General features: G+C 67.5%; 15 protein-coding genes. 6 read left to right on the plus strand and 9 right to left on the minus strand.

Features of this window, described 5'->3' with window-relative positions:
• Positions 1-21: 21 nt before the first annotated feature.
• From R4823_RS12410 to lpdA, 5 genes are all read left to right on the plus strand, one after another.
• On the plus strand, positions 22-996 hold the full coding sequence (locus R4823_RS12410; RefSeq protein WP_338618821.1) for a tripartite tricarboxylate transporter substrate binding protein: 975 nt from the start codon (positions 22-24) through the stop codon (positions 994-996).
• A gap of 285 nt (positions 997-1,281) precedes the next feature.
• Positions 1,282-2,601 carry an isocitrate lyase gene (gene aceA, locus R4823_RS12415; protein ID WP_338618823.1) on the plus strand — a complete coding sequence of 440 codons (1,320 nt, stop codon included), beginning with the start codon at positions 1,282-1,284 and terminating at the stop codon, positions 2,599-2,601.
• Positions 2,602-2,931: 330 nt separating this feature from the next.
• On the plus strand, positions 2,932-5,799 hold the full coding sequence (locus R4823_RS12420; RefSeq protein ID WP_087841100.1) for a 2-oxoglutarate dehydrogenase E1 component: 2,868 nt from the start codon (positions 2,932-2,934) through the stop codon (positions 5,797-5,799).
• 97 nt (positions 5,800-5,896) lie between these two features.
• Positions 5,897-7,129, plus strand: coding sequence for a 2-oxoglutarate dehydrogenase complex dihydrolipoyllysine-residue succinyltransferase (gene odhB, locus R4823_RS12425; RefSeq protein WP_087841101.1), 1,233 nt, complete (start codon positions 5,897-5,899; stop codon positions 7,127-7,129).
• A 135-nt stretch (positions 7,130-7,264) separates the two neighbouring features.
• Entirely contained in the window at positions 7,265-8,692 is a 1,428-nt protein-coding gene (gene lpdA / locus R4823_RS12430) for a dihydrolipoyl dehydrogenase (protein WP_338618827.1), read from the plus strand.
• Between the two features lie 146 nt (positions 8,693-8,838).
• Here lpdA and purB read toward each other — a convergent pair whose 3' ends face one another.
• Genes purB through R4823_RS12460 form a run of 6 tightly spaced genes read right to left on the minus strand, consistent with a single transcriptional unit; the run spans position 8,839 to position 14,113 of the window.
• Entirely contained in the window at positions 8,839-10,197 is a 1,359-nt protein-coding gene (gene purB, locus R4823_RS12435; protein WP_087841103.1) for an adenylosuccinate lyase, read from the minus strand.
• A 55-nt stretch (positions 10,198-10,252) separates the two neighbouring features.
• Complete coding sequence (locus tag R4823_RS12440; protein ID WP_338618829.1) at positions 10,253-10,597, minus strand: carboxymuconolactone decarboxylase family protein; 345 nt, start codon at positions 10,595-10,597, stop codon at positions 10,253-10,255.
• Positions 10,598-10,629: 32 nt separating this feature from the next.
• Complete coding sequence (locus R4823_RS12445; protein WP_338618831.1) at positions 10,630-11,601, minus strand: tripartite tricarboxylate transporter substrate binding protein; 972 nt, start codon at positions 11,599-11,601, stop codon at positions 10,630-10,632.
• Positions 11,602-11,650: 49 nt separating this feature from the next.
• A complete protein-coding gene (locus tag R4823_RS12450) occupies positions 11,651-12,391 on the minus strand; it encodes an enoyl-CoA hydratase/isomerase family protein (protein WP_132980281.1) in 741 nt (246 codons plus the stop codon).
• Positions 12,384-12,899, minus strand: a complete 516-nt coding sequence (locus R4823_RS12455) for a cysteine dioxygenase (RefSeq protein WP_338619158.1) — start codon at positions 12,897-12,899, stop codon at positions 12,384-12,386. The genes R4823_RS12450 and R4823_RS12455 overlap by 8 nt, the downstream gene beginning before the upstream one ends.
• Positions 12,900-12,946: 47 nt before the next feature.
• Positions 12,947-14,113 (minus strand): CoA transferase, encoded by a 1,167-nt coding sequence (locus tag R4823_RS12460; RefSeq protein ID WP_338618834.1) that lies wholly within the window; start codon positions 14,111-14,113, stop codon positions 12,947-12,949.
• A 99-nt stretch (positions 14,114-14,212) separates the two neighbouring features.
• Here R4823_RS12460 and R4823_RS12465 point away from each other — a divergent pair, with 99 nt between their 5' ends.
• Positions 14,213-14,995 carry an IclR family transcriptional regulator gene (locus R4823_RS12465; protein ID WP_087841109.1) on the plus strand — a complete coding sequence of 261 codons (783 nt, stop codon included), beginning with the start codon at positions 14,213-14,215 and terminating at the stop codon, positions 14,993-14,995.
• An 18-nt stretch (positions 14,996-15,013) separates the two neighbouring features.
• Here R4823_RS12465 and R4823_RS12470 read toward each other — a convergent pair whose 3' ends face one another.
• From R4823_RS12470 to R4823_RS12480, 3 genes are all read right to left on the minus strand, one after another.
• Positions 15,014-15,883 carry a hypothetical protein gene (locus tag R4823_RS12470; protein ID WP_338618835.1) on the minus strand — a complete coding sequence of 290 codons (870 nt, stop codon included), beginning with the start codon at positions 15,881-15,883 and terminating at the stop codon, positions 15,014-15,016.
• A gap of 120 nt (positions 15,884-16,003) precedes the next feature.
• A complete protein-coding gene (locus R4823_RS12475) occupies positions 16,004-16,198 on the minus strand; it encodes a hypothetical protein (RefSeq protein ID WP_132980278.1) in 195 nt (64 codons plus the stop codon).
• 97 nt (positions 16,199-16,295) lie between these two features.
• A complete protein-coding gene (locus R4823_RS12480; protein ID WP_338618838.1) occupies positions 16,296-17,486 on the minus strand; it encodes an alpha-hydroxy acid oxidase in 1,191 nt (396 codons plus the stop codon).
• Positions 17,487-17,491: the final 5 nt, after the last annotated feature.

The following is a 17,491-nucleotide window of genomic DNA, read 5'->3' on the forward strand; positions in this document are numbered from 1 at the left end:
CACACCGCACGAGTCTCCAAGATGCCGCTCATTCGCTTTCCTAAGTTGCTGGCCCTGTGCCTGGTTCCGGTCCTTGCCGCCGCAGGCCTGCGCGCGGCCGGTGCCCAGGCTTTTCCGTCGAAGCCGATCACCATCGTCGTTCCCTACGCGCCGGGGGCCACGGACGGCCAGGCGCGCCAACTGGCCGAGGTGGCCTCGCGAGAGCTGGGGCAGCCCATCGTCGTCGAGAGCCGGGATGGCGCCGGCGGGGCCATCGGCGCGGGCTTCGTGGCCAAGTCCAAGCCCGACGGCTATACGATTCTGTACGCGGCTCCGGCCGTGGTCACGGTCGCGCCGCTGGTCGGCAACGCGCCGTATCGCTACGAGGACCTGCGGGGGCTGGCCCGCGCCAGCGTGACGCCGCATCTGCTGGCGGCCCGCATCGATGCGCCGTTCAAGACGCTGCCGGAACTGCTTGCCTACGCGAAGGCCAATCCGGGCAAGGTGACCTTCGGCAGCCCCGGCAACGGCACCGCCGTCCATTTGGCCGGCGAGGCGTTCGCCGAGGCCGCGGGCATCAAGCTCAGCCACGTGCCGTACCGGGGACTGGCGCCGGCGGTGACGGCGGCCTCGGGCGGCTTCGTCGATCTGGTGCTGGGGGCGCCGGGTACGATCAATACGCAGATCCAGGGCGGGCGCCTGCGCGCGCTGGCGCAGTTCGGCGCGACGCGCACCGACGAACTGGCCGCGATCCCGACCTTGAAGGAAGCCGGCGTGGACTTGTCCCTGCGCGCGGATTTCGGCCTGTTCGTGCCCAAGGGCACGCCCGACGAGGTCATGAAGAAGCTGAGCGCGGCCTTCGCTGCCGCGGTGCAATCCGAATCCTTCCGCAATTTCGTCACGCGCGACCTGGTGGCGCCGGCCTATCTGCCCCCCGCCGATTACCAGCGCGTGGTGGATGAAGAGCGCGACATCTATGCCCGGGTCGTGCCCAAGCTGTCCCTGGACGCGAAATAGCCCGGGGGCGGGCTCCGATTCTCGTATCCTGGATCGGGTCCGCACATCGCAAAATCGCTGTGCCTTGATCGTTGCTTCGCAAAAAAACCGGCTTTCATAGGCCGGTTTTTTGTTTTTCATCATGGAATTTTATTTTTAATTATTTGATTTTAAAGGATAAAAAATAAGTCTTATAGAAGAGTAAAAACATTGATTGCGTTGCAGCATATCTATAAATTGTTTCTCACCCGGCACCGCGGCCGCCAGGATTTCCCACCGTCGTTTCCAACCTTCAAGGAGATATCCATGTCCCAACGCAACGCCGAGATCGAGAAACTGGAGCAGGAATGGCGCGAGAACCCGCGCTGGAAAGGCATACGCCGTGGCTATGACGCCGAGCGGGTCGTCGCGCTGCGGGGCTCGGTCCAGCCCGAGCACACCCTGGCCCGCCGGGGCGCCGAGAAGCTCTGGAAAATGCTGAACGAGGAACCCTTCGTCAACTCGCTGGGCGCGATGACGGGCAACCAGGCCATGCAGCAGGTGAAGGCGGGGCTGCGAGCCATCTACCTGTCGGGCTGGCAGGTCGCGGGCGATGCCAACCTGGCGGGCGAGATGTATCCCGACCAGTCCCTGTACCCGGCCAATTCCGTGCCATCGGTGGTGCGCCGCATCAACAACGCCTTGCAGCGTTGCGACCAGGTCCAGTGGATGGAGGGCGGCCGGCCCGGCACGCCCGACTACATCGATTATTTCGCGCCCATCGTGGCCGATGCCGAAGCGGGCTTCGGCGGCGTCCTGAATGCCTTCGAACTGATGAAGGCCATGATCGACGCGGGTGCGTCCGGCGTGCATTTCGAGGATCAGCTCGCCTCGGTCAAGAAATGCGGCCACATGGGCGGCAAGGTCCTGGTGCCCACCCGCGAGGCGGTCTCCAAGCTGATCGCCGCGCGCCTGGCCGCCGATACGCTGGGCGTGCCGACGCTGCTGCTGGCCCGCACGGATGCCGATGCGGCCGACCTGATCACCAGCGACGTCGACGACAACGACAGGCCGTTCATTACCGGGGACCGCACCGTGGAAGGCTTCTTCCGTACCCGGGCGGGCATCGACCAGGCCATTTCCCGGGGCCTGGCCTATGCGCCGTATGCCGACCTGATCTGGTGCGAGACCTCGACCCCCAACCTGGACTATGCACGCCGCTTCGCCGAGGCCATCCACAAGCAGTACCCGGGCAAGCTGCTGGCCTACAACTGCTCGCCGTCATTCAACTGGAAGAAGAACCTGGACGACGCCACGATCGCCAGGTTCCAGCGCGAGCTGGGCGCCATGGGATACAAGTTCCAGTTCATCACGCTGGCCGGCTTCCATGCGCTGAACTACGGCATGTTCGACCTGGCCTACGGCTACGCCCGCGAACAGATGACGGCCTTCGTGGCGCTGCAGCAGAAGGAGTTCGCCGCGGCCGAGCGCGGCTTCACGGCGGTCAAGCACCAGCGCGAGGTCGGCACGGGCTATTTCGACGCGGTGACTCAGGCGGTGGAGGGAGGGCGTTCGTCCACCACCGCGCTGCACGGCTCGACCGAGGCCGAGCAGTTCGAGGAGCATGCCGAGCAGAAAGTGGCGTGATGCCCGGCAGGCGGTGATGGCGTCCCCGGTGCGGTCCATGCATCCCACCGGGGGCGGGGAGCGCTGCGTCGCAGCACCGGAACTTGCGGACATGCGCCGGGTCATCCAGTACAGTGGCTGTCGTCCAAACCGCCACACTCGCACGGCTTTTCCGAGCGAGGGAAGTCCCTAAGTGCTATGCTTTACAGGTTTATTGATTTAATTCCTTCCAACCGAAAGGTTCCATCAACCGCCTTCTGCACTAGCTATCCGCTAATCGGCCGAGCCGTGTCGCGGAAGGTCCGTCCTGCATCGAACGGGTGAAACACCCGGCAAGGTGAAGCGCAAATCATGTCCAGCATCCAAGAATCCAGCACCTCGTATCTGTTCGGGGGTAATGCGCCGTACGTGGAAGAACTCTACGAGGCCTACCTCGACAATCCGGGTTCCGTTCCCGACAACTGGCGCAATTATTTCGACCAGTTGCAGCACACGCCGGCGGTTGACGGCCAGGAATCCACCCGCGACCAGGCCCATGCGCCGGTCATCGAATCCTTTGCCCAGCGCGCGCGCGCCAATGCCTTCCTGCCGCGTACCGCCGAAAGCGACCTGTCGGTCGCGGGCAAGCAGGTCCACGTCCAGTCCATCATCGCCGCCTACCGCTATCTCGGCGCGCGCTGGGCCGATCTCGACCCGCTGCAGCGCCAGGAGCGCCCGGCCATCCCCGAGCTGGAGCCGAGCTTCTACGGCCTGACCGAAGCGGACATGGACAAGGTCTACTCCGCCACCAACACCTACTTCACGACCGCCGAGCACATGACGCTGCGCGAGATCGTGAAGGCGCTGCGCGACACGTACTGCCGCAGCATCGGCGTCGAGTTCATGCACGTGTCCGACCCGGTCATCAAGCGCTGGATCCAGCAACGCCTGGAAAGCACGCAAGCCACGCCCAGCCTGACGGCCGAGCAGAAGAAGCACGTGCTGGACCGCCTGACCGCCGCCGAAGGCCTGGAACGCTACCTGCACACCAAGTACGTCGGCCAGAAGCGCTTCTCGCTGGAAGGCGGCGAAAGCTTCATCGCGGCCATCGACGAGCTGATCCAGCATGCCGGCGAATGCGGCATCCAGGAAGTGGTGCTGGGCATGGCCCACCGCGGCCGCCTGAACGTGCTGGTGAACACGCTGGGCAAGATGCCCAAGGACCTGTTCGCCGAATTCGAAGGCAAGTATGACGACGGCGGCCTGGCTGCCGGCGACGTGAAGTACCACAAGGGCTTCTCGAGCGACATCTCGACCCGCGGCGGTCCCGTCCACGTGTCGCTGGCGTTCAACCCGTCGCACCTGGAAATCGTCAACCCCGTGGTCGAGGGCAGCGCCCGTGCGCGCCAGGAGCGCCGCGGCATGGAAGGCGGCAAGCAGGTGCTGCCCGTGCTGGTCCACGGCGACGCGGCCTTCATCGGCCAGGGTGTCGTCATGGAAACCCTGAACCTCGCGCAGACCCGCGGCTACGGCACGGGCGGCACGGTGCACCTGGTCATCAACAACCAGATCGGCTTCACCACCTCCGATCCGCGCGACACCCGCTCCACGCTGTATTGCACCGACGTGGTCAAGATGATCGAGGCGCCGGTGCTGCACGTGAACGGCGACGATCCCGAAGCCGTCGTGTTCGCCACCCGCCTGGCCCTGGACTTCCGCGTCGAGTTCCAGAAGGACATCGTGGTCGACATCGTCTGCTTCCGCAAGCTGGGCCACAACGAGCAGGACACGCCCGCGCTGACCCAGCCGCTGATGTACAAGCGCATCGGCCAGCACCCCGGCACCCGCAAGCTGTACGCCGACAAGCTGGCGGTGCAGGGCGTGATCGGCCCGGACGAGGGCGATGAATACGTCAAGCGCTTCCGCGCCGCCATGGACGAAGGCCGCCACACGGTCGATCCCGTCCTGACCGACTACAAGAACAAGTACGCCGTCGACTGGTCGCCCTTCCTGGGCCGCAAGTGGACGGACGCCGCCGACACCGCCATGCCGCAGGCCGAGCTCAAGCGCCTGGGCGAGCGCATCACGACGGTGCCGGAAGGCTTCAAGGTCCACCCCATCGTCGAGAAGGTACTGGCCGACCGCCGCGCCATGGCGCGCGGTGAAATGAACCTGGACTGGGGCATGGGCGAGCACCTGGCCTTCGCCAGCCTGGTGGCCGCCGGCTACCCGGTGCGCCTGACCGGCCAGGATTCGGGCCGGGGCACCTTCACCCACCGCCATGCCGTGCTGCACGACCAGAAGCGCGAGCGCTGGGATTCGGGCGTGTACGTGCCGCTGCAGAACGTGTCCGAAGCGCAGGCGCCGTTCCGCGTCATCGATTCGCTGCTGTCGGAAGAGGCCGTCATGGGCTTCGAGTACGGCTACTCGACCGCCGAGCCCAACTCGCTGGTGATCTGGGAAGGCCAGTTCGGCGACTTCGCCAACGGCGCCCAGGTCGTGATCGACCAGTTCATCAGCTCGGGCGAAGCCAAGTGGGGCCGCCAGTCGGGCCTGGTGCTGATGCTGCCGCACGGCTACGAAGGGCAGGGCCCCGAACACTCGTCGGGCCGCATCGAGCGCTTCCTGCAACTGTGCGCCGATACCAACATGCAAGTGGTGCAGCCGACCACCGCCGCGCAGATCTTCCATCTGCTGCGCCGCCAGATGATCCGCCAGTTCCGCAAGCCGCTGGTCATCTTCACGCCCAAGTCGCTGCTGCGAAACAAGGATGCCACCTCGCCGCTGTCCGACCTGAGCAAGGGGTCGTTCCAGACGCTGATCGGCGAAGTCGACGAGACGATCGACGCTTCCAAGGTCAAGCGCCTGCTGGTCTGCTCGGGCAAGGTCTACTACGACCTGGTCAACTCCCGCAAGGAGCGCGGCGCCAACGACGTGGCCATCGCCCGTGTCGAACAGCTGTATCCGTTCCCGCACAAGAGCCTGGCCGCCGAGCTCAAGAAGTACCCGAACGCCACCGAGGTGATCTGGGTGCAGGACGAGCCGCAGAACCAGGGCCCGTGGTTCTACGTGCAGCATCACCTGTACGAGAACATGGGCGAAGGCCAGAAGCTCGCCTACGCCGGCCGCCCGGCCTCGGCCTCGCCGGCCGTCGGCTACTACTCCAAGCACATGGAACAGCTCAAGGCGCTGCTCGACCAGGCCTTCGGCCGTCTCAAGGGCATCGTGCTGACCAAGTGATCCTTACGTCCGGGACCGCCGCTTGCAGGCGGCCCCGACTCCCGGCCGCGTGGCGCCGGTCCAAGAAAGAACTCCCCATACTTGCGGAATAACTGACATGGCTATAGTCGACGTAAAAGTCCCCCAATTTTCTGAATCGGTGTCGGAAGGCACACTGCTGACCTGGAAGAAGAAGCCGGGCGAAGCCATCTCGCGCGATGAAATCGTGATCGAGATCGAGACCGACAAGGTCGTGCTGGAAGTGCCGGCCCCCGCCGACGGCGTGCTGGCCGAGATCGTCAAGGCCGACGGCAGCACCGTTACCTCGGAAGAAGTGATCGCCAAGATCGACACGGAAGGCAAGGCCGGTGCCGCCGCCGCGCCCGCCGCCGCTGCGCCCGCTCCGGCCGCCGCCGCCCCGGCTCCCGCAGCGGCTCCTGCCGCCGCCCCGGCTGCCGCGCCTGCCACCTCGATCCCGTCGCCCGCCGCCGCCAAGCTGCTGGCCGAGCAGGGCATCGCCCCCGAGTCCGTGCAAGGCACGGGCCGCGGTGGCCGCATCACCAAGGGCGACGCCCTGGGCGCCGCCGCCGCCCCGGCCGCCAAGCCCGCCGCCGCGCCCATCGTCAACGAAGCCGCGACCCTGGTCAACGGCCGTCCCGAGCAGCGCGTGCCGATGAGCCGGCTGCGCGCCCGCGTGGCCGAGCGCCTGCTGCAATCGCAAGCGGAAAACGCCATCCTGACCACGTTCAACGAGGTCAACATGCAGGCCGTGATGGACCTGCGCGCCAAGTACAAGGACAAGTTCGAGAAGGAACACGGCGTCAAGCTGGGCTTCATGTCCTTCTTCGTGAAGGCCGCCGTGGCCGCGCTCAAGCGCTATCCCATCATCAACGCCTCGGTCGACGGCAAGGACATCGTCTACCACGGCTACTTCGACATCGGCATCGCCGTCGGCAGCCCGCGCGGCCTGGTGGTGCCCATCCTGCGCAACGCCGACCAGCTCAGCCTGGCCGACATCGAGAAGAAGATCGCCGAATTCGGCCAGAAGGCCAAGGAAGGCAAGCTCAGCCTGGACGACCTGACCGGCGGCACGTTCTCGATCTCGAATGGCGGCACCTTCGGCTCGATGCTGTCGACCCCCATCATCAACCCGCCGCAATCGGCCATCCTGGGCGTGCACGCCACCAAGGACCGCGCCGTGGTGGAGAACGGCCAGATCGTCATCCGCCCGATGAACTACCTGGCGATGTCCTACGACCACCGCATCATCGACGGCCGCGAGGCCGTGCTGGGCCTGGTCGCGATGAAGGAAGCCCTGGAAGACCCGCAGCGCCTGCTGCTGGACATTTAATCCCCCCCTACGCGCTTACGCGCGCCCCCCAGGGGGGCGGCACTGGCCGACCGGCGGAGCCGGATCGGCGGTGCCCTGGGTTGAGACCCGCGTTGGCACTTGGGGTAGTTGGGTCCTTCTAACTGGAAAAATGAAATGAGTAAGCAATTCGACGTCGTCGTCATCGGTGCCGGTCCTGGCGGGTACATCGCCGCGATCCGCGCCGCACAACTGGGCATGTCGGTGGCCTGCATCGACGCCTGGAGCAACGCCAAGGGCGGTCCGGCCCCGGGGGGCACCTGCACCAACGTGGGCTGCATTCCCTCGAAGGCGCTGCTGCAATCGTCCGAGTACTACGAGCATGCCGGCCATCACTTTGCCGATCACGGCATCGAGGTCAAGGGCCTGGGCCTGGACCTGGACAAGCTGATCAGCCGCAAGGACACCGTCGTCAAGCAGAACAACGACGGCATCCTGTTCCTGTTCAAGAAGAACAAGGTCACCTTCTTCCACGGCACGGGCGCGTTCTCGGGCCAGGTCGACGGCGGCTGGTCCATCAAGGTTTCCGGCCCGGCCGAGGAAGAACTCGTCGCCAAGCACGTGATCGTGGCGACCGGTTCCAGCCCGCGCGCGCTGCCCGACCTGCCGTTCGATGAAAAGCAGGTGCTGTCCAACGACGGCGCGCTGGCCATCGGTGCCGTGCCCAAGCGCCTGGGCGTGATCGGCGCCGGCGTGATCGGCCTAGAGCTGGGAAGCGTGTGGCGCCGCCTGGGTTCGGAGGTGACCATCCTGGAAGCCATGCCGACCTTCCTGCCCGCCGCCGACGAGCAGATCGCCAAGGAAGCGCTGAAGGCCCTGACCAAGCAGGGCCTGAAGATCAACCTGGGCGTGAAGATCTCCGACGTGAAGTCGTCCGCCAAGAACGTCACGGTCAAGTACACCGACGCCGCCGGCGCCGAGCAGTCGCTGGTCGTCGACAAGCTGATCGTGTCCATCGGCCGGGTGCCCAATACCCAGGGCCTGAACGCCGAAGGCGTGGGACTGAAGCTGGACGAGCGGGGCTTCGTCGTGGTCGACGAGGACTGCCGCACCGGCCTGCCCAACGTCTGGGCCATCGGCGACGTCGTGCGCGGACCCATGCTGGCGCACAAGGCCGAGGAAGAGGGCGTTGCCGTGGCCGAGCGCATCGCCGGCCAGCATGGCCACGTCAACTTCAACACGATCCCGTCGGTCATCTACACCTCGCCCGAGATCTCGTGGGTGGGCCAGACCGAGCAGGCGCTCAAGACCGAAGGCCGCGCCTACAAGGCCGGAACCTTCCCGTTCCTGGCCAACGGCCGCGCCCGCGCGCTGGGCGACACGACCGGCATGGTCAAGGTCATCGCCGACGCCAAGACGGACGAGATCCTGGGCGTGCACATCATCGGCCCGCAGGCCTCCGAACTGATCTCGGAATGCGTGGTGGCCATGGAGTTCCGCGCGGCGTCGGAAGACATCGCCCGCATCTGCCATGCGCACCCGTCGCTGTCCGAGGCGGTCAAGGAAGCCGCGCTGGCGGTGGACAAGCGCTCTTTGAATTTCTGACAAGGGAAGCCCACCCCCTACGCCCTTCGGGCGCCCCCTCAAGGGGGCGGTACTGGCGGACCGGCGGAGCCGGATCCGCTGTGCCCTGGAGTCGGGATGCTGAGAAAAAACGGCCGTGAGGCCGTTTTTTTTGCCTTGAAGGGTGGTCAGGCCGTGGCGCCGCGGTGGGCGGCCACGACGCGGTCGACGAAGGCGCCGGCGGCGCCGGTGTAGGCTTGGGGATCCAGCATGCGGTCGATGTCCTCGGGCTTGAGGTGGCGGGCGATGGTCGGGTTGGCCAGCAGGCCGTCCTTGAACGTGCCGCCGCGCTCGAATACGTCCATGCAGATCTCGTAGACCAGCTCGTGGGCTTCCTGCCGGCCCAGGTGGTCGCCCAGCTTCATCATGACGGCTTCGGACAGCAGCAGGCCTTTCTGCACGAACAGATTGCGTTCCATGTTGTTGCCCCGGACGGTCAGGCCGGCGGTGACGTAGGCCAGCTTGGCGAAGGCCGCGTCGGCCATGCAGCACAGGCGGGTGACGAACTCGCGTTCGGTCTGGAGCACGATCTTGTCGCGCTCGTGCTCGGCCATCATGCCTTCCAGCCCCAGCGCCACGGTGCTGCGGACGACGCGCGAGATCGCCACGATGCCCTCGCAGGCGGGCGGGTTGCGCTTGTGGGGCATGGTGCTGCTGCCCACCTTGCCCAGGGTGAAGGGCTCTTCGAGTTCGGCGGTCTCGGTCTTCTGCAGGCTGTAGATCTCGTGGGCGATCTTGCCGGCGGTGCTGGTGCAGATCGCCAGCACGCAGGCCAGTTCGGCGATGCCGTCGCGCGCCACGTGCCAGCAGATCTCGGGGCAGGCCAGGCCCAGTTCCTTGAACAGGGCCTCCTGGACCTCGATGCCGCGGTCGCCCAGGGCGGCCAGCGTCCCGACCGCGCCCGAGAACTGGCCGACCAGCACCCGTTCCTTCATCTGCCGCAGGCGCTCCAGGTTGCGGCCGATCTCGGCCGCCCATACCGCGGCCTTGAAGCCGAAGGTGATGGGCAAGGCCTGCTGGCCGTGGCTGCGTCCCGCCATGGTCTGGTCGCGATGCCGCTCGGCCAGCGCGATGACATGGGCAAGCGCCCGGCGGTAGTTGCCCTCGATCTGTTCCAGCGCTTCCTTGACCTGCAGGATGGTGCCGGTGTCGACGATGTCCTGCGTCGTCGCGCCCCAGTGGATGAATTCCCCGGTGTCGCCGTCGCACACTTTCTTCATGGCCCGCAGCAGCGGAACGATGGGGTGGCTGGTGCGATCCATTTCCTGCTTCAGTTCCGCCAGGTCGATGAGCTCCACCCTGGCCTTGGCCTGGATCTCGTCGGCGGCGTGCCGGGGAATGATGTCCATGCGGGCTTGCACGCGAGCAAGGGCGGCTTCCACGTCCAGCCATTTCTGGACGGTCTGTTCGTCGCTGAAAATGGCCCGGGTGGCGGCGGTGCTGAACTGGTCTCGGAACAGCGCGCTGTCGATGACGTAGGCGCTCATGGGGTTTGTCTCCTGTCGATGGGCGTGAATGGGCGATGCCGGGCGCAATCCGCTTTCACGCGGAGGCGTTCTGCTGGAAGGCTTCCATGGCATGCAGCGAATAGACGTAGGCCGCGCCGGCATTCAGCGCGATGGCCGTTCCCAGCGCGTCGCTGACTTCGGCTTCGGTGGCGCCGGCCTTGACCGCCGCCGCGGCATGCGAGGAAATGCAGCCGTCGCAGCGGGTGGTGACGGCCACGGCCAGTGCGATCAGCTCGCGCGTCTTGGCATCCAGCGCGTCGTTGGTGCCCAGCGCGGCATTCAGGCCCCGGTAGGCCTCCAGTACCTTGGGGTTGGTGTTGCCCAGCTTGTTGGACGACTGGCGCAGGGTGCCCAGCAGTTCCTTCCAGTTCTCGAACATGTGTTGCTCCTGTCTATGGGGATGGGGACGTGTCAATCGACCTTGGTGCCGGCGGCACTGATCACCTTCTTCCAGAGGGCGATGTCGTCGGCAAGGAAAGAGGCGAAGAATTCCGGTGTGCTGTTCATGGGCTCGACCCCGGCCTGCATCAGCTGGTTGCGGAATTTCTCGTCCGCCAGCGCGTCGTTCACCGCCTGGTTCAGGCGCCTGACGATGGCCGGCGGGGTGCCGGCCGGCGCCAGCAGGCCGTACCAGGCGGCCACGTCCATGCCGTTCACGCCGGCCTCCGCCAGCGTGGGAATGTCGGGCACGGCGGCGGACCGCTTCGAGCTGGTCAGCCCGAGCACTTTGACCTTGTCGCTACCCATCAGCGCGGACATGGACGGGATGTTGATGAAGGTGAACTGGACCTCGCCGGTCTGCACGCCGTTGATGGACGGCCCCGACCCCTTGTAGGGAACGTGCGTGGCCGAGATGCCTGTCCGCAGCTTGAAGAGCTCGGCGGACAGGTGCTGGGTGCTGCCGTGTCCGGACGAGGAGAAGTTCAACGCCCCCGGATGCTGCTTGCCATAGGCGACGAGCTGCTTGACGTCCTTGACCGGCAGCTTGCTGGAGACCACGAGCAGGTTGGGGCTCTGGCCGAATACCGCGATGGGCGCGAAACTCTTGACGGGGTCGTAGTCGAGCTTGGGGAACAGGCTGACGTTGATCGCCAGCGCCGACGAGCTCAGGAACAGGGTATAGCCGTCGGGGTCGGCCCGGGAAACGTAGGTGGCGCCGATGTTCTGGCCCGCGCCGGGCCGGTTCTCGACGATCACGGATTGACCGAGTTTTTCCCCGAGCTGCTGCGCGAGCAGGCGGGCCGTCATGTCGGTGCCGCCGCCGGGCGTATAGCCGACCACGATCTTGACCGCGCGGGTCGGGAAGGACGCGGTATCGGAAGCCGCCTGGGACAACGGGCTCAGCAATACCAGTGCCGCGCCTGCGGCAAGACGATGAAGCATGGATGTCTCCTGTCGGGCGCCTCTGCGAGGGCGCTTGTGGTGGAAGGGATTACTGCTGCCTGGCCGCGCGCACGCGCGCGGCGTACTCCTGGATGCGTTGCTTGAGCCCTGGCCGGGCGGCCGAGCGGGCCAGCAGCGCAAGGTCGGGATCGTCGGCCTGCGCCGTCCGCATCGCCTGGTCCAGCAGGGCCTGGGTGCCGGCGTCCGGGGCGTGCGCGGCAGGCGCATCCCGGTTCCGCGCCGCATCGATGCGTGCCTGGGCAAGGCCGGCCGCCAAGGCCTCGTCGGCGTCGATCCAGCGACCGGAGCGTATCCAGTCCTGGGCCGTGTCGCCGCCCACCAGCGCAGCCAGGCGGCGCGTGCCGAGCACCAGGCCGAAGCCGGCGGCGCCCGGGAAGGCGAACGAAACGTCGTCGCGTATGAGCCGGCGCCGGCAGGCGGCGAAGAGGTCGGCACCGGCGCCGGCGACTCGGCCGTGGGCGACGGCGACCGTTTCGAAGGGAGCCCGGTGCACGGCCTGCAGCAGCAGTTCGATGCGGATGAAACGTGCAAGCAGGGAGTCGTCGGTTTCCCGGTCCAGGGCCGACAGGTCCACGCCGGTGCAGAAGTGACGGCCCGCGCCCTCGATCACGAGGCAGCGCACATCGTCCCGGACGCAGGCGTTTACGGCCTCGGACAGCGCGGCGACGAGGGCGGCCGACAGGGCGTTGCCGCAGGCCGGCCGGTCGAGCACGAGGCGGCGCACGCCCGAGCCGGCATCGGTCTCGATCTGGAGCAAGGCTTCAAGCATTGGCGTATCCGGAGACGAAGGACTTGGCGGCGCCGGTCTCGGCGTCGTAGACATAGCGGGACTGCTTGCCGATGTCCGTACCGTAGACGTGGATGCTGATCGAGACCCGATCGTCGTAGGCATTGCGCACGAGGTGGATGTCGCCGATGGACGGGGACACGCAAGTGGTTTGCCCGGGCTCGATGCGCTCTTCGATGGCAGCGGGGACCAGGCGTCCGTTTTCGCGGGCATAGGCGCGCGAGTATTCGGCGCCGCGCAGCATGCCGATCACGCCCCAGGTGCAATGGTCGTGTATGGGCGTGCGCTGTCCCGGGCCCCAGACGAAGCTGACCACCGAATAGCGGCCGGCGGGATCCCGGTGCAGCAGGTATTGCTGATAATGGACCGGGTGCGGACGCGAGCAGTCCCCGGGCAGCCAGTCGTCATGAGCCACGAGCTCGCGTAGCAACGCCGCGCAGGCCTCGACGGCATGAGGCTCGTCCGGCGCGGTGCCGAGGGCGGCGTCCATGCCGCGGACGAAGGCGGCCAGCCGGCCGGGTAGGGGGATCGTGGCGGTCATGCCTGGGGCTCCCGGTTCAAGGCGTTGCGGATTTCGTCGTCGTGTTCGCCCAGCGCGGGCGGGGTACGCCGTATCGGCGGCGATCGTCCGTCCAGGCGGACCGGCGAAGCGAAGGTGCGCGTTTCGCGTCCGCCGGGCAGGCGCAGTCCCCGTACCCAGTCCATGTGCTCGACCTGGGGGTCGGCCAGCGCCGACGCGTAGTCGTTGATGCGGGCATGGGGCACGCCGGCCTGCCGGAAGACATCGATCCAATAGTCCACGCCGTGCAGCGCGAAGCGGGTCTCCAGGATGTCCTTCAGCGCCTCCTGGTTGCGCGCCCGGTCCAGGATGCTGCCGAAGCGCGGGTCGTGCGCCAGCTCGGGAAGTTCGACGGCGCGCACGACCGCGCGCCACAGGTTGTCGTTGCCGGCGGCGATCGCGAAATGGCCGTCCGCGGCGCGATAGGCCTGGTAGGGGGCGTTGCGGGGGTGGGCCGAGCCCAGCTTGCGCGGGTTCACGCCCGTGCCGAAGTATTCGCTGGTCTGCAGCGCGCCGATGGCGAGCGTGCAGCCGAACATGGGAATGTCGAGGTGCGCGCCACGGCCGGTCCGTACCGCTTTCAGCAGCGATGAAGCCACGGTGAAGGCCGCGTACAGGCCCGACGAGAAATCGGAGATCGGGACGCCGCATTTGACCGGCGCGTCCGAATCGCCGGTCACGCTCATCACGCCGGCGGCTGCCTGCATGGTCAGGTCGAAGCCGCCTTCCTGGGCGCGCGGGCCGCTCTGCCCGTAGGCGGAGATCGAGCAATAGACCAGGGCGGGATTGCGCGCCGACAGCGCCGCGTAGCCCAGTCCCAGGCGGTCCATGACGCCGGGGCGGTTGTTCTCGATGAGGACGTCGGCCTTGTCCACCAGCGCGCGCGCGGTGGCGGCGTCCGCGGGGTTCTTCAGGTCCAGCACCACCGAGCGCTTGTTGCGGTTCAGCGAGGCGAAGTTCTCGCTGTATCCCTCGCTGAGCGGCGGCCAGGCGCGCATGGCGTCGCCCCCGGGCGCCTCCACCTTGACGACCTCGGCACCCAGGTCGGCCAGCAGCATGCCGCAGAACGGGCCGGCCGCGATCGAGCAGAACTCGATGACGGTGATGCCGGCCAACGGCAGTTCGCGGGGTTCGATGTGGCTCATGGGGGCTATGTCTCCTTGTCGAATTGGAGAGAGCTTATGAGCGTTCTCAGAAGAGGTACAACTGTTCTAGAATATGGAACGATCTAGCGAGGCATTACCATGAACAACACCTTGCTCAAGGGGCTGGCCGTCATCGAGTTGCTGGCGCGCAGCCAGGGCGCCATGGGCGTCACGGACATCGCCCGGGCGCTGGGCCTGCCCAAGAGCAACGCGCACCGGCTGTTGCAGGCGCTGGCCGGGCAGCGCTACGTGATCCGCCACGACGGCGGTTCGTACAGCATTTCGATCAAGCTCTGGGAGCTGGGCTCGGCCGCCTTGTCGGGGTTCGACCTGCGCCGCCACGCGGAAGGCGTCATGGATGCCCTCATGGACGCCACGGGCGAGTCCGTGCACCTGTCGGTCCTCGACCAGAAGGAGGTCGTCTACGTCCATAAGGTCGAAAGCCTGAATCCGGTCCGGGCCTATTCGCAGATAGGCGGACGCGCGGCCGCCCATTGCGTGGCCACCGGCAAGGCGATGATCGCCTTTCGCACTGCGCAGTGGCTGCAGGCGATGTCGCAGGAGCTGGTGGCATATACCCCTCACACCATCGTCGATCCGGCCGCCTTCGCGGCCGAGATGGCGCAGATCCGCAAGCGGGGCTACGCCGTCAATCGCTGCGAGTGGCGCGAGGCGGTCAGCGGCGTGGCGGCGCCGATACGAGACGGCATGGGCCACGTCATCGCGGCCATCGGCGTCTCCGGACCCGATGCGAGATTCAAGCCGCGCCGCTTGCGCGAGTTCTCCGAGCGCGTGCTCCTGGCCGCCCGGGAATTGTCCGAGGGCCTGTCCGGCGGGCCGGACCATGGTTTGTCCCACGTGGCCAGCGCCTGGCGGCCCTGACGCTCCCGCCAGCGGCTTTCAGCACGCGCTGCCGGCCCAATGGCCGCTGACCAGGCCGCCCGGCCGTTGCCGGGCCTGGACGCGGGCGCTGTCCGCCCAGGCGTCGCGCCGGACCTGCAGGCCGGCATAGATGCCGTAGCCCGCTCCGCAGCCGATCTCGCCGCCCGCCTCGACCCCTTCGCCGGCCCGGATCGAGCCCTGGGCCAGGATGTCGCCCAGGGCCTTGATGCCCCATGCCGATTCGATGTGATTGCCGGCCGTGACGTTGCCGCCGGCCAGGATGCCCTGGACGGCCACCAGGTCGTGCCCGGCGCCGATGTCGGCGCCTGCCTTGATGCCGCGGCCGCTGCGCAGCGCGTGGCCGGCCTGGATGCTGCCGTCGGCCTGGAGCATCAGCCCGGCCACGATGTCGCCGCCGGCCTGGATGTCCCACTTGGCGCGGCAATGCCCGCCCGCGTCGAGCTGGGTGGCTGCCTCGATGCCCCAGCCGGCCGAGATGTCGCCGCCGGCGCGGATATGGCCGCCGCTGGCCAGGTTGCCCGCGGCTTCGATGTCGCTGCCGGCCACGATGGCGGTGCCGGCGCGTATGCCGCCGCCCGTGCACAGATGGCGGCCGGCGCGCACCAGCGTGTCGACATTGATGCCGCTGCGGACTTCGAGCGTGCCCGCGAACACGATGGCGTGGGCGTCGACCGTGTCCAGTCGCAAGACGGTGTCCACCGGTCCGAACTGGTCCAGCAGCCAGCAGGCGTCATCGACCCGGCCATCGGCCACCAGGGCATCGAGGATGGCTTGATAGTCTCCGTGTCCGTTATGGTCTCGGATGAACCAGCGGTAGCCGCCGGTGCAGGGGTTCTTGGCTTTGACGAATTGCTTGGTGAGTTCCATGGTGCCTGGCGCTGGCGATGAGCAAGGGCGCCCGCGTGGAGCAAGGCTGCACGCGGGCGAAAACAGTCGTTCCGGGCGGCCGGAGGCGGACGCCGGAACGGATGCGGGACTGGATGCTCGTTAGCCGGGCTTGGACCGGGCGTAGGCCGAACGGGCCGCTGCTTCCTGGGCGTCCAGGAAACGCTTCCGCAGGGCATGGGGGAAACTGTAGGGCGCGAAATCGCCGTGCACCGCCGGGCCTGGCGCAAGACGCCACAGGCGGGGCCCCGTCAGGGCGGGCCACCGCTGGCAGGACACGGCGGGGCAAGCAGGCATGGTTGTTTCCGGGCAGTTGCAACCCTGTGGGCGGATTGCGGCGCGCCCCGGGAAGACAGGGCGCGGCAGCCGCATGCTACCAGTTGGTCGCGAATCGTCAAGTCGGCGGCGGTTGGCCGTTGGGCGGGGCGGCCGGGATGCCAGCGTTCCAGAGCAATTCGGAGGTCAAGGCGGCTGCGTTGGCGGCACCGCACAGGCGCATCGTCCGTATGAGCTCGTCGTGCAGGATGTCCAGCACGCGCGCCGCGCCCGCCTGGCCGGCCACGCAGGCGCCGAACAGCAACGGGCGTCCGACCAGGACTCCGGCAGCGCCCAGGCATCGCGCCTTGGCCACGTCGGCGCCGCGGCGCACGCCGCCATCCAGGAATACCTGCGCCTTATCACCGACCGCCCTCAGGACTGCGGCCAGCGCGGCCAGGGCGGGGACGCCGGTCTCGAGTTGCCTTCCGCCATGGTTGGAGACCACCAGGCCGTCGCATCCCGCCCTTAGTGCCCGCAGCGCGTCGTCTGGGCGCAGCACGCCCTTCACCAGCAGGGGGCCGGGCCAGCGCCGGCGGATCTCGGCCAGGCCGCTCCAATCGAACGCGGGATCGAATTCGGCGCCTACCGACGGTGCAAGCGTGGAGCCGCGCGCGCCGGCCGGGTCGAGGCCAGCGAGATTGGCCATGGCGGGTACGCCATGGCGCAGCATGCCCAGAGCCCATCGCGGCCGGGCCGCGAACGCGGCGACATTGCGAGCGGTAAACCGGAAAGGCATGGCGCAGTCATTGCGCAGGTCCCGTTCCCGCTTGCCGCCTACCGGCACGTCCACGGTCACGACCAGGGCTTCGAAGCCGGCGGCAAGCGCGCGTGCGAGCAGGCGCCACATATGGTCCCGCTGGCGAAGCGGGTAGAGCTGGAACCACTTGGCGCCGGCCGATGCCTCGCCGATGGCTTCGATCGTGGTCGTGGCGGTGGTCGACAAGATGTAGGGGATGCCCGCCTGGGCCGCCGCGCGCGCGATGGCCCGGTCGCCGTCCAGGCAACCGTACCCGACCGCTCCCATGGGCGCCACGGCCACCGGCATGGCGACGGCACGCCCCAGCAGAAGCGTGGACGCGTCGGGCGAGGCGCCGCCGGCCAGCGCACGGGGAGACCATCCCACCTGCCGAAAGGCATTGCGGTTGAGCGCCAGGGTGTGTTCGTCGTCCGCCCCGCCGGCGTAGAAATCGAAGATCGGCCCGGGTAGGCGCCGCTTGGCCAGCGCTTCGAAATCATCGAGGGCAAAGGTGCGGTCCAGGCGGGCCATGATCG

Origin of the sequence: Pigmentiphaga sp. CHJ604 (assembly GCF_036972535.1) — a bacterium.
In the GTDB taxonomy this organism is placed as follows: domain Bacteria; phylum Pseudomonadota; class Gammaproteobacteria; order Burkholderiales; family Burkholderiaceae_B; genus Pigmentiphaga; species Pigmentiphaga daeguensis.

What these genes read in the sequence shown, in the direction of transcription:
- R4823_RS12460 (WP_338618834.1), bottom strand. Translation starts at nt 14,113, where the DNA reads ATGAGCCACATCGAACCCCGCGAACTGCCGTTGGCCGGCATCACCGTC.
- R4823_RS12470 (WP_338618835.1), bottom strand. Translation starts at nt 15,883, where the DNA reads ATGGAACTCACCAAGCAATTCGTCAAAGCCAAGAACCCCTGCACCGGC.
- lpdA (WP_338618827.1), top strand. Translation starts at nt 7,265, where the DNA reads ATGAGTAAGCAATTCGACGTCGTCGTCATCGGTGCCGGTCCTGGCGGG.
- R4823_RS12475 (WP_132980278.1), bottom strand. Translation starts at nt 16,198, where the DNA reads ATGCCTGCTTGCCCCGCCGTGTCCTGCCAGCGGTGGCCCGCCCTGACG.
- R4823_RS12410 (WP_338618821.1), top strand. Translation starts at nt 22, where the DNA reads ATGCCGCTCATTCGCTTTCCTAAGTTGCTGGCCCTGTGCCTGGTTCCG.
- aceA (WP_338618823.1), top strand. Translation starts at nt 1,282, where the DNA reads ATGTCCCAACGCAACGCCGAGATCGAGAAACTGGAGCAGGAATGGCGC.
- purB (WP_087841103.1), bottom strand. Translation starts at nt 10,197, where the DNA reads ATGAGCGCCTACGTCATCGACAGCGCGCTGTTCCGAGACCAGTTCAGC.
- R4823_RS12420 (WP_087841100.1), top strand. Translation starts at nt 2,932, where the DNA reads ATGTCCAGCATCCAAGAATCCAGCACCTCGTATCTGTTCGGGGGTAAT.
- R4823_RS12480 (WP_338618838.1), bottom strand. Translation starts at nt 17,486, where the DNA reads ATGGCCCGCCTGGACCGCACCTTTGCCCTCGATGATTTCGAAGCGCTG.
- R4823_RS12445 (WP_338618831.1), bottom strand. Translation starts at nt 11,601, where the DNA reads ATGCTTCATCGTCTTGCCGCAGGCGCGGCACTGGTATTGCTGAGCCCG.
- odhB (WP_087841101.1), top strand. Translation starts at nt 5,897, where the DNA reads ATGGCTATAGTCGACGTAAAAGTCCCCCAATTTTCTGAATCGGTGTCG.
- R4823_RS12450 (WP_132980281.1), bottom strand. Translation starts at nt 12,391, where the DNA reads ATGCTTGAAGCCTTGCTCCAGATCGAGACCGATGCCGGCTCGGGCGTG.
- R4823_RS12465 (WP_087841109.1), top strand. Translation starts at nt 14,213, where the DNA reads ATGAACAACACCTTGCTCAAGGGGCTGGCCGTCATCGAGTTGCTGGCG.
- R4823_RS12440 (WP_338618829.1), bottom strand. Translation starts at nt 10,597, where the DNA reads ATGTTCGAGAACTGGAAGGAACTGCTGGGCACCCTGCGCCAGTCGTCC.
- R4823_RS12455 (WP_338619158.1), bottom strand. Translation starts at nt 12,899, where the DNA reads ATGGACGCCGCCCTCGGCACCGCGCCGGACGAGCCTCATGCCGTCGAG.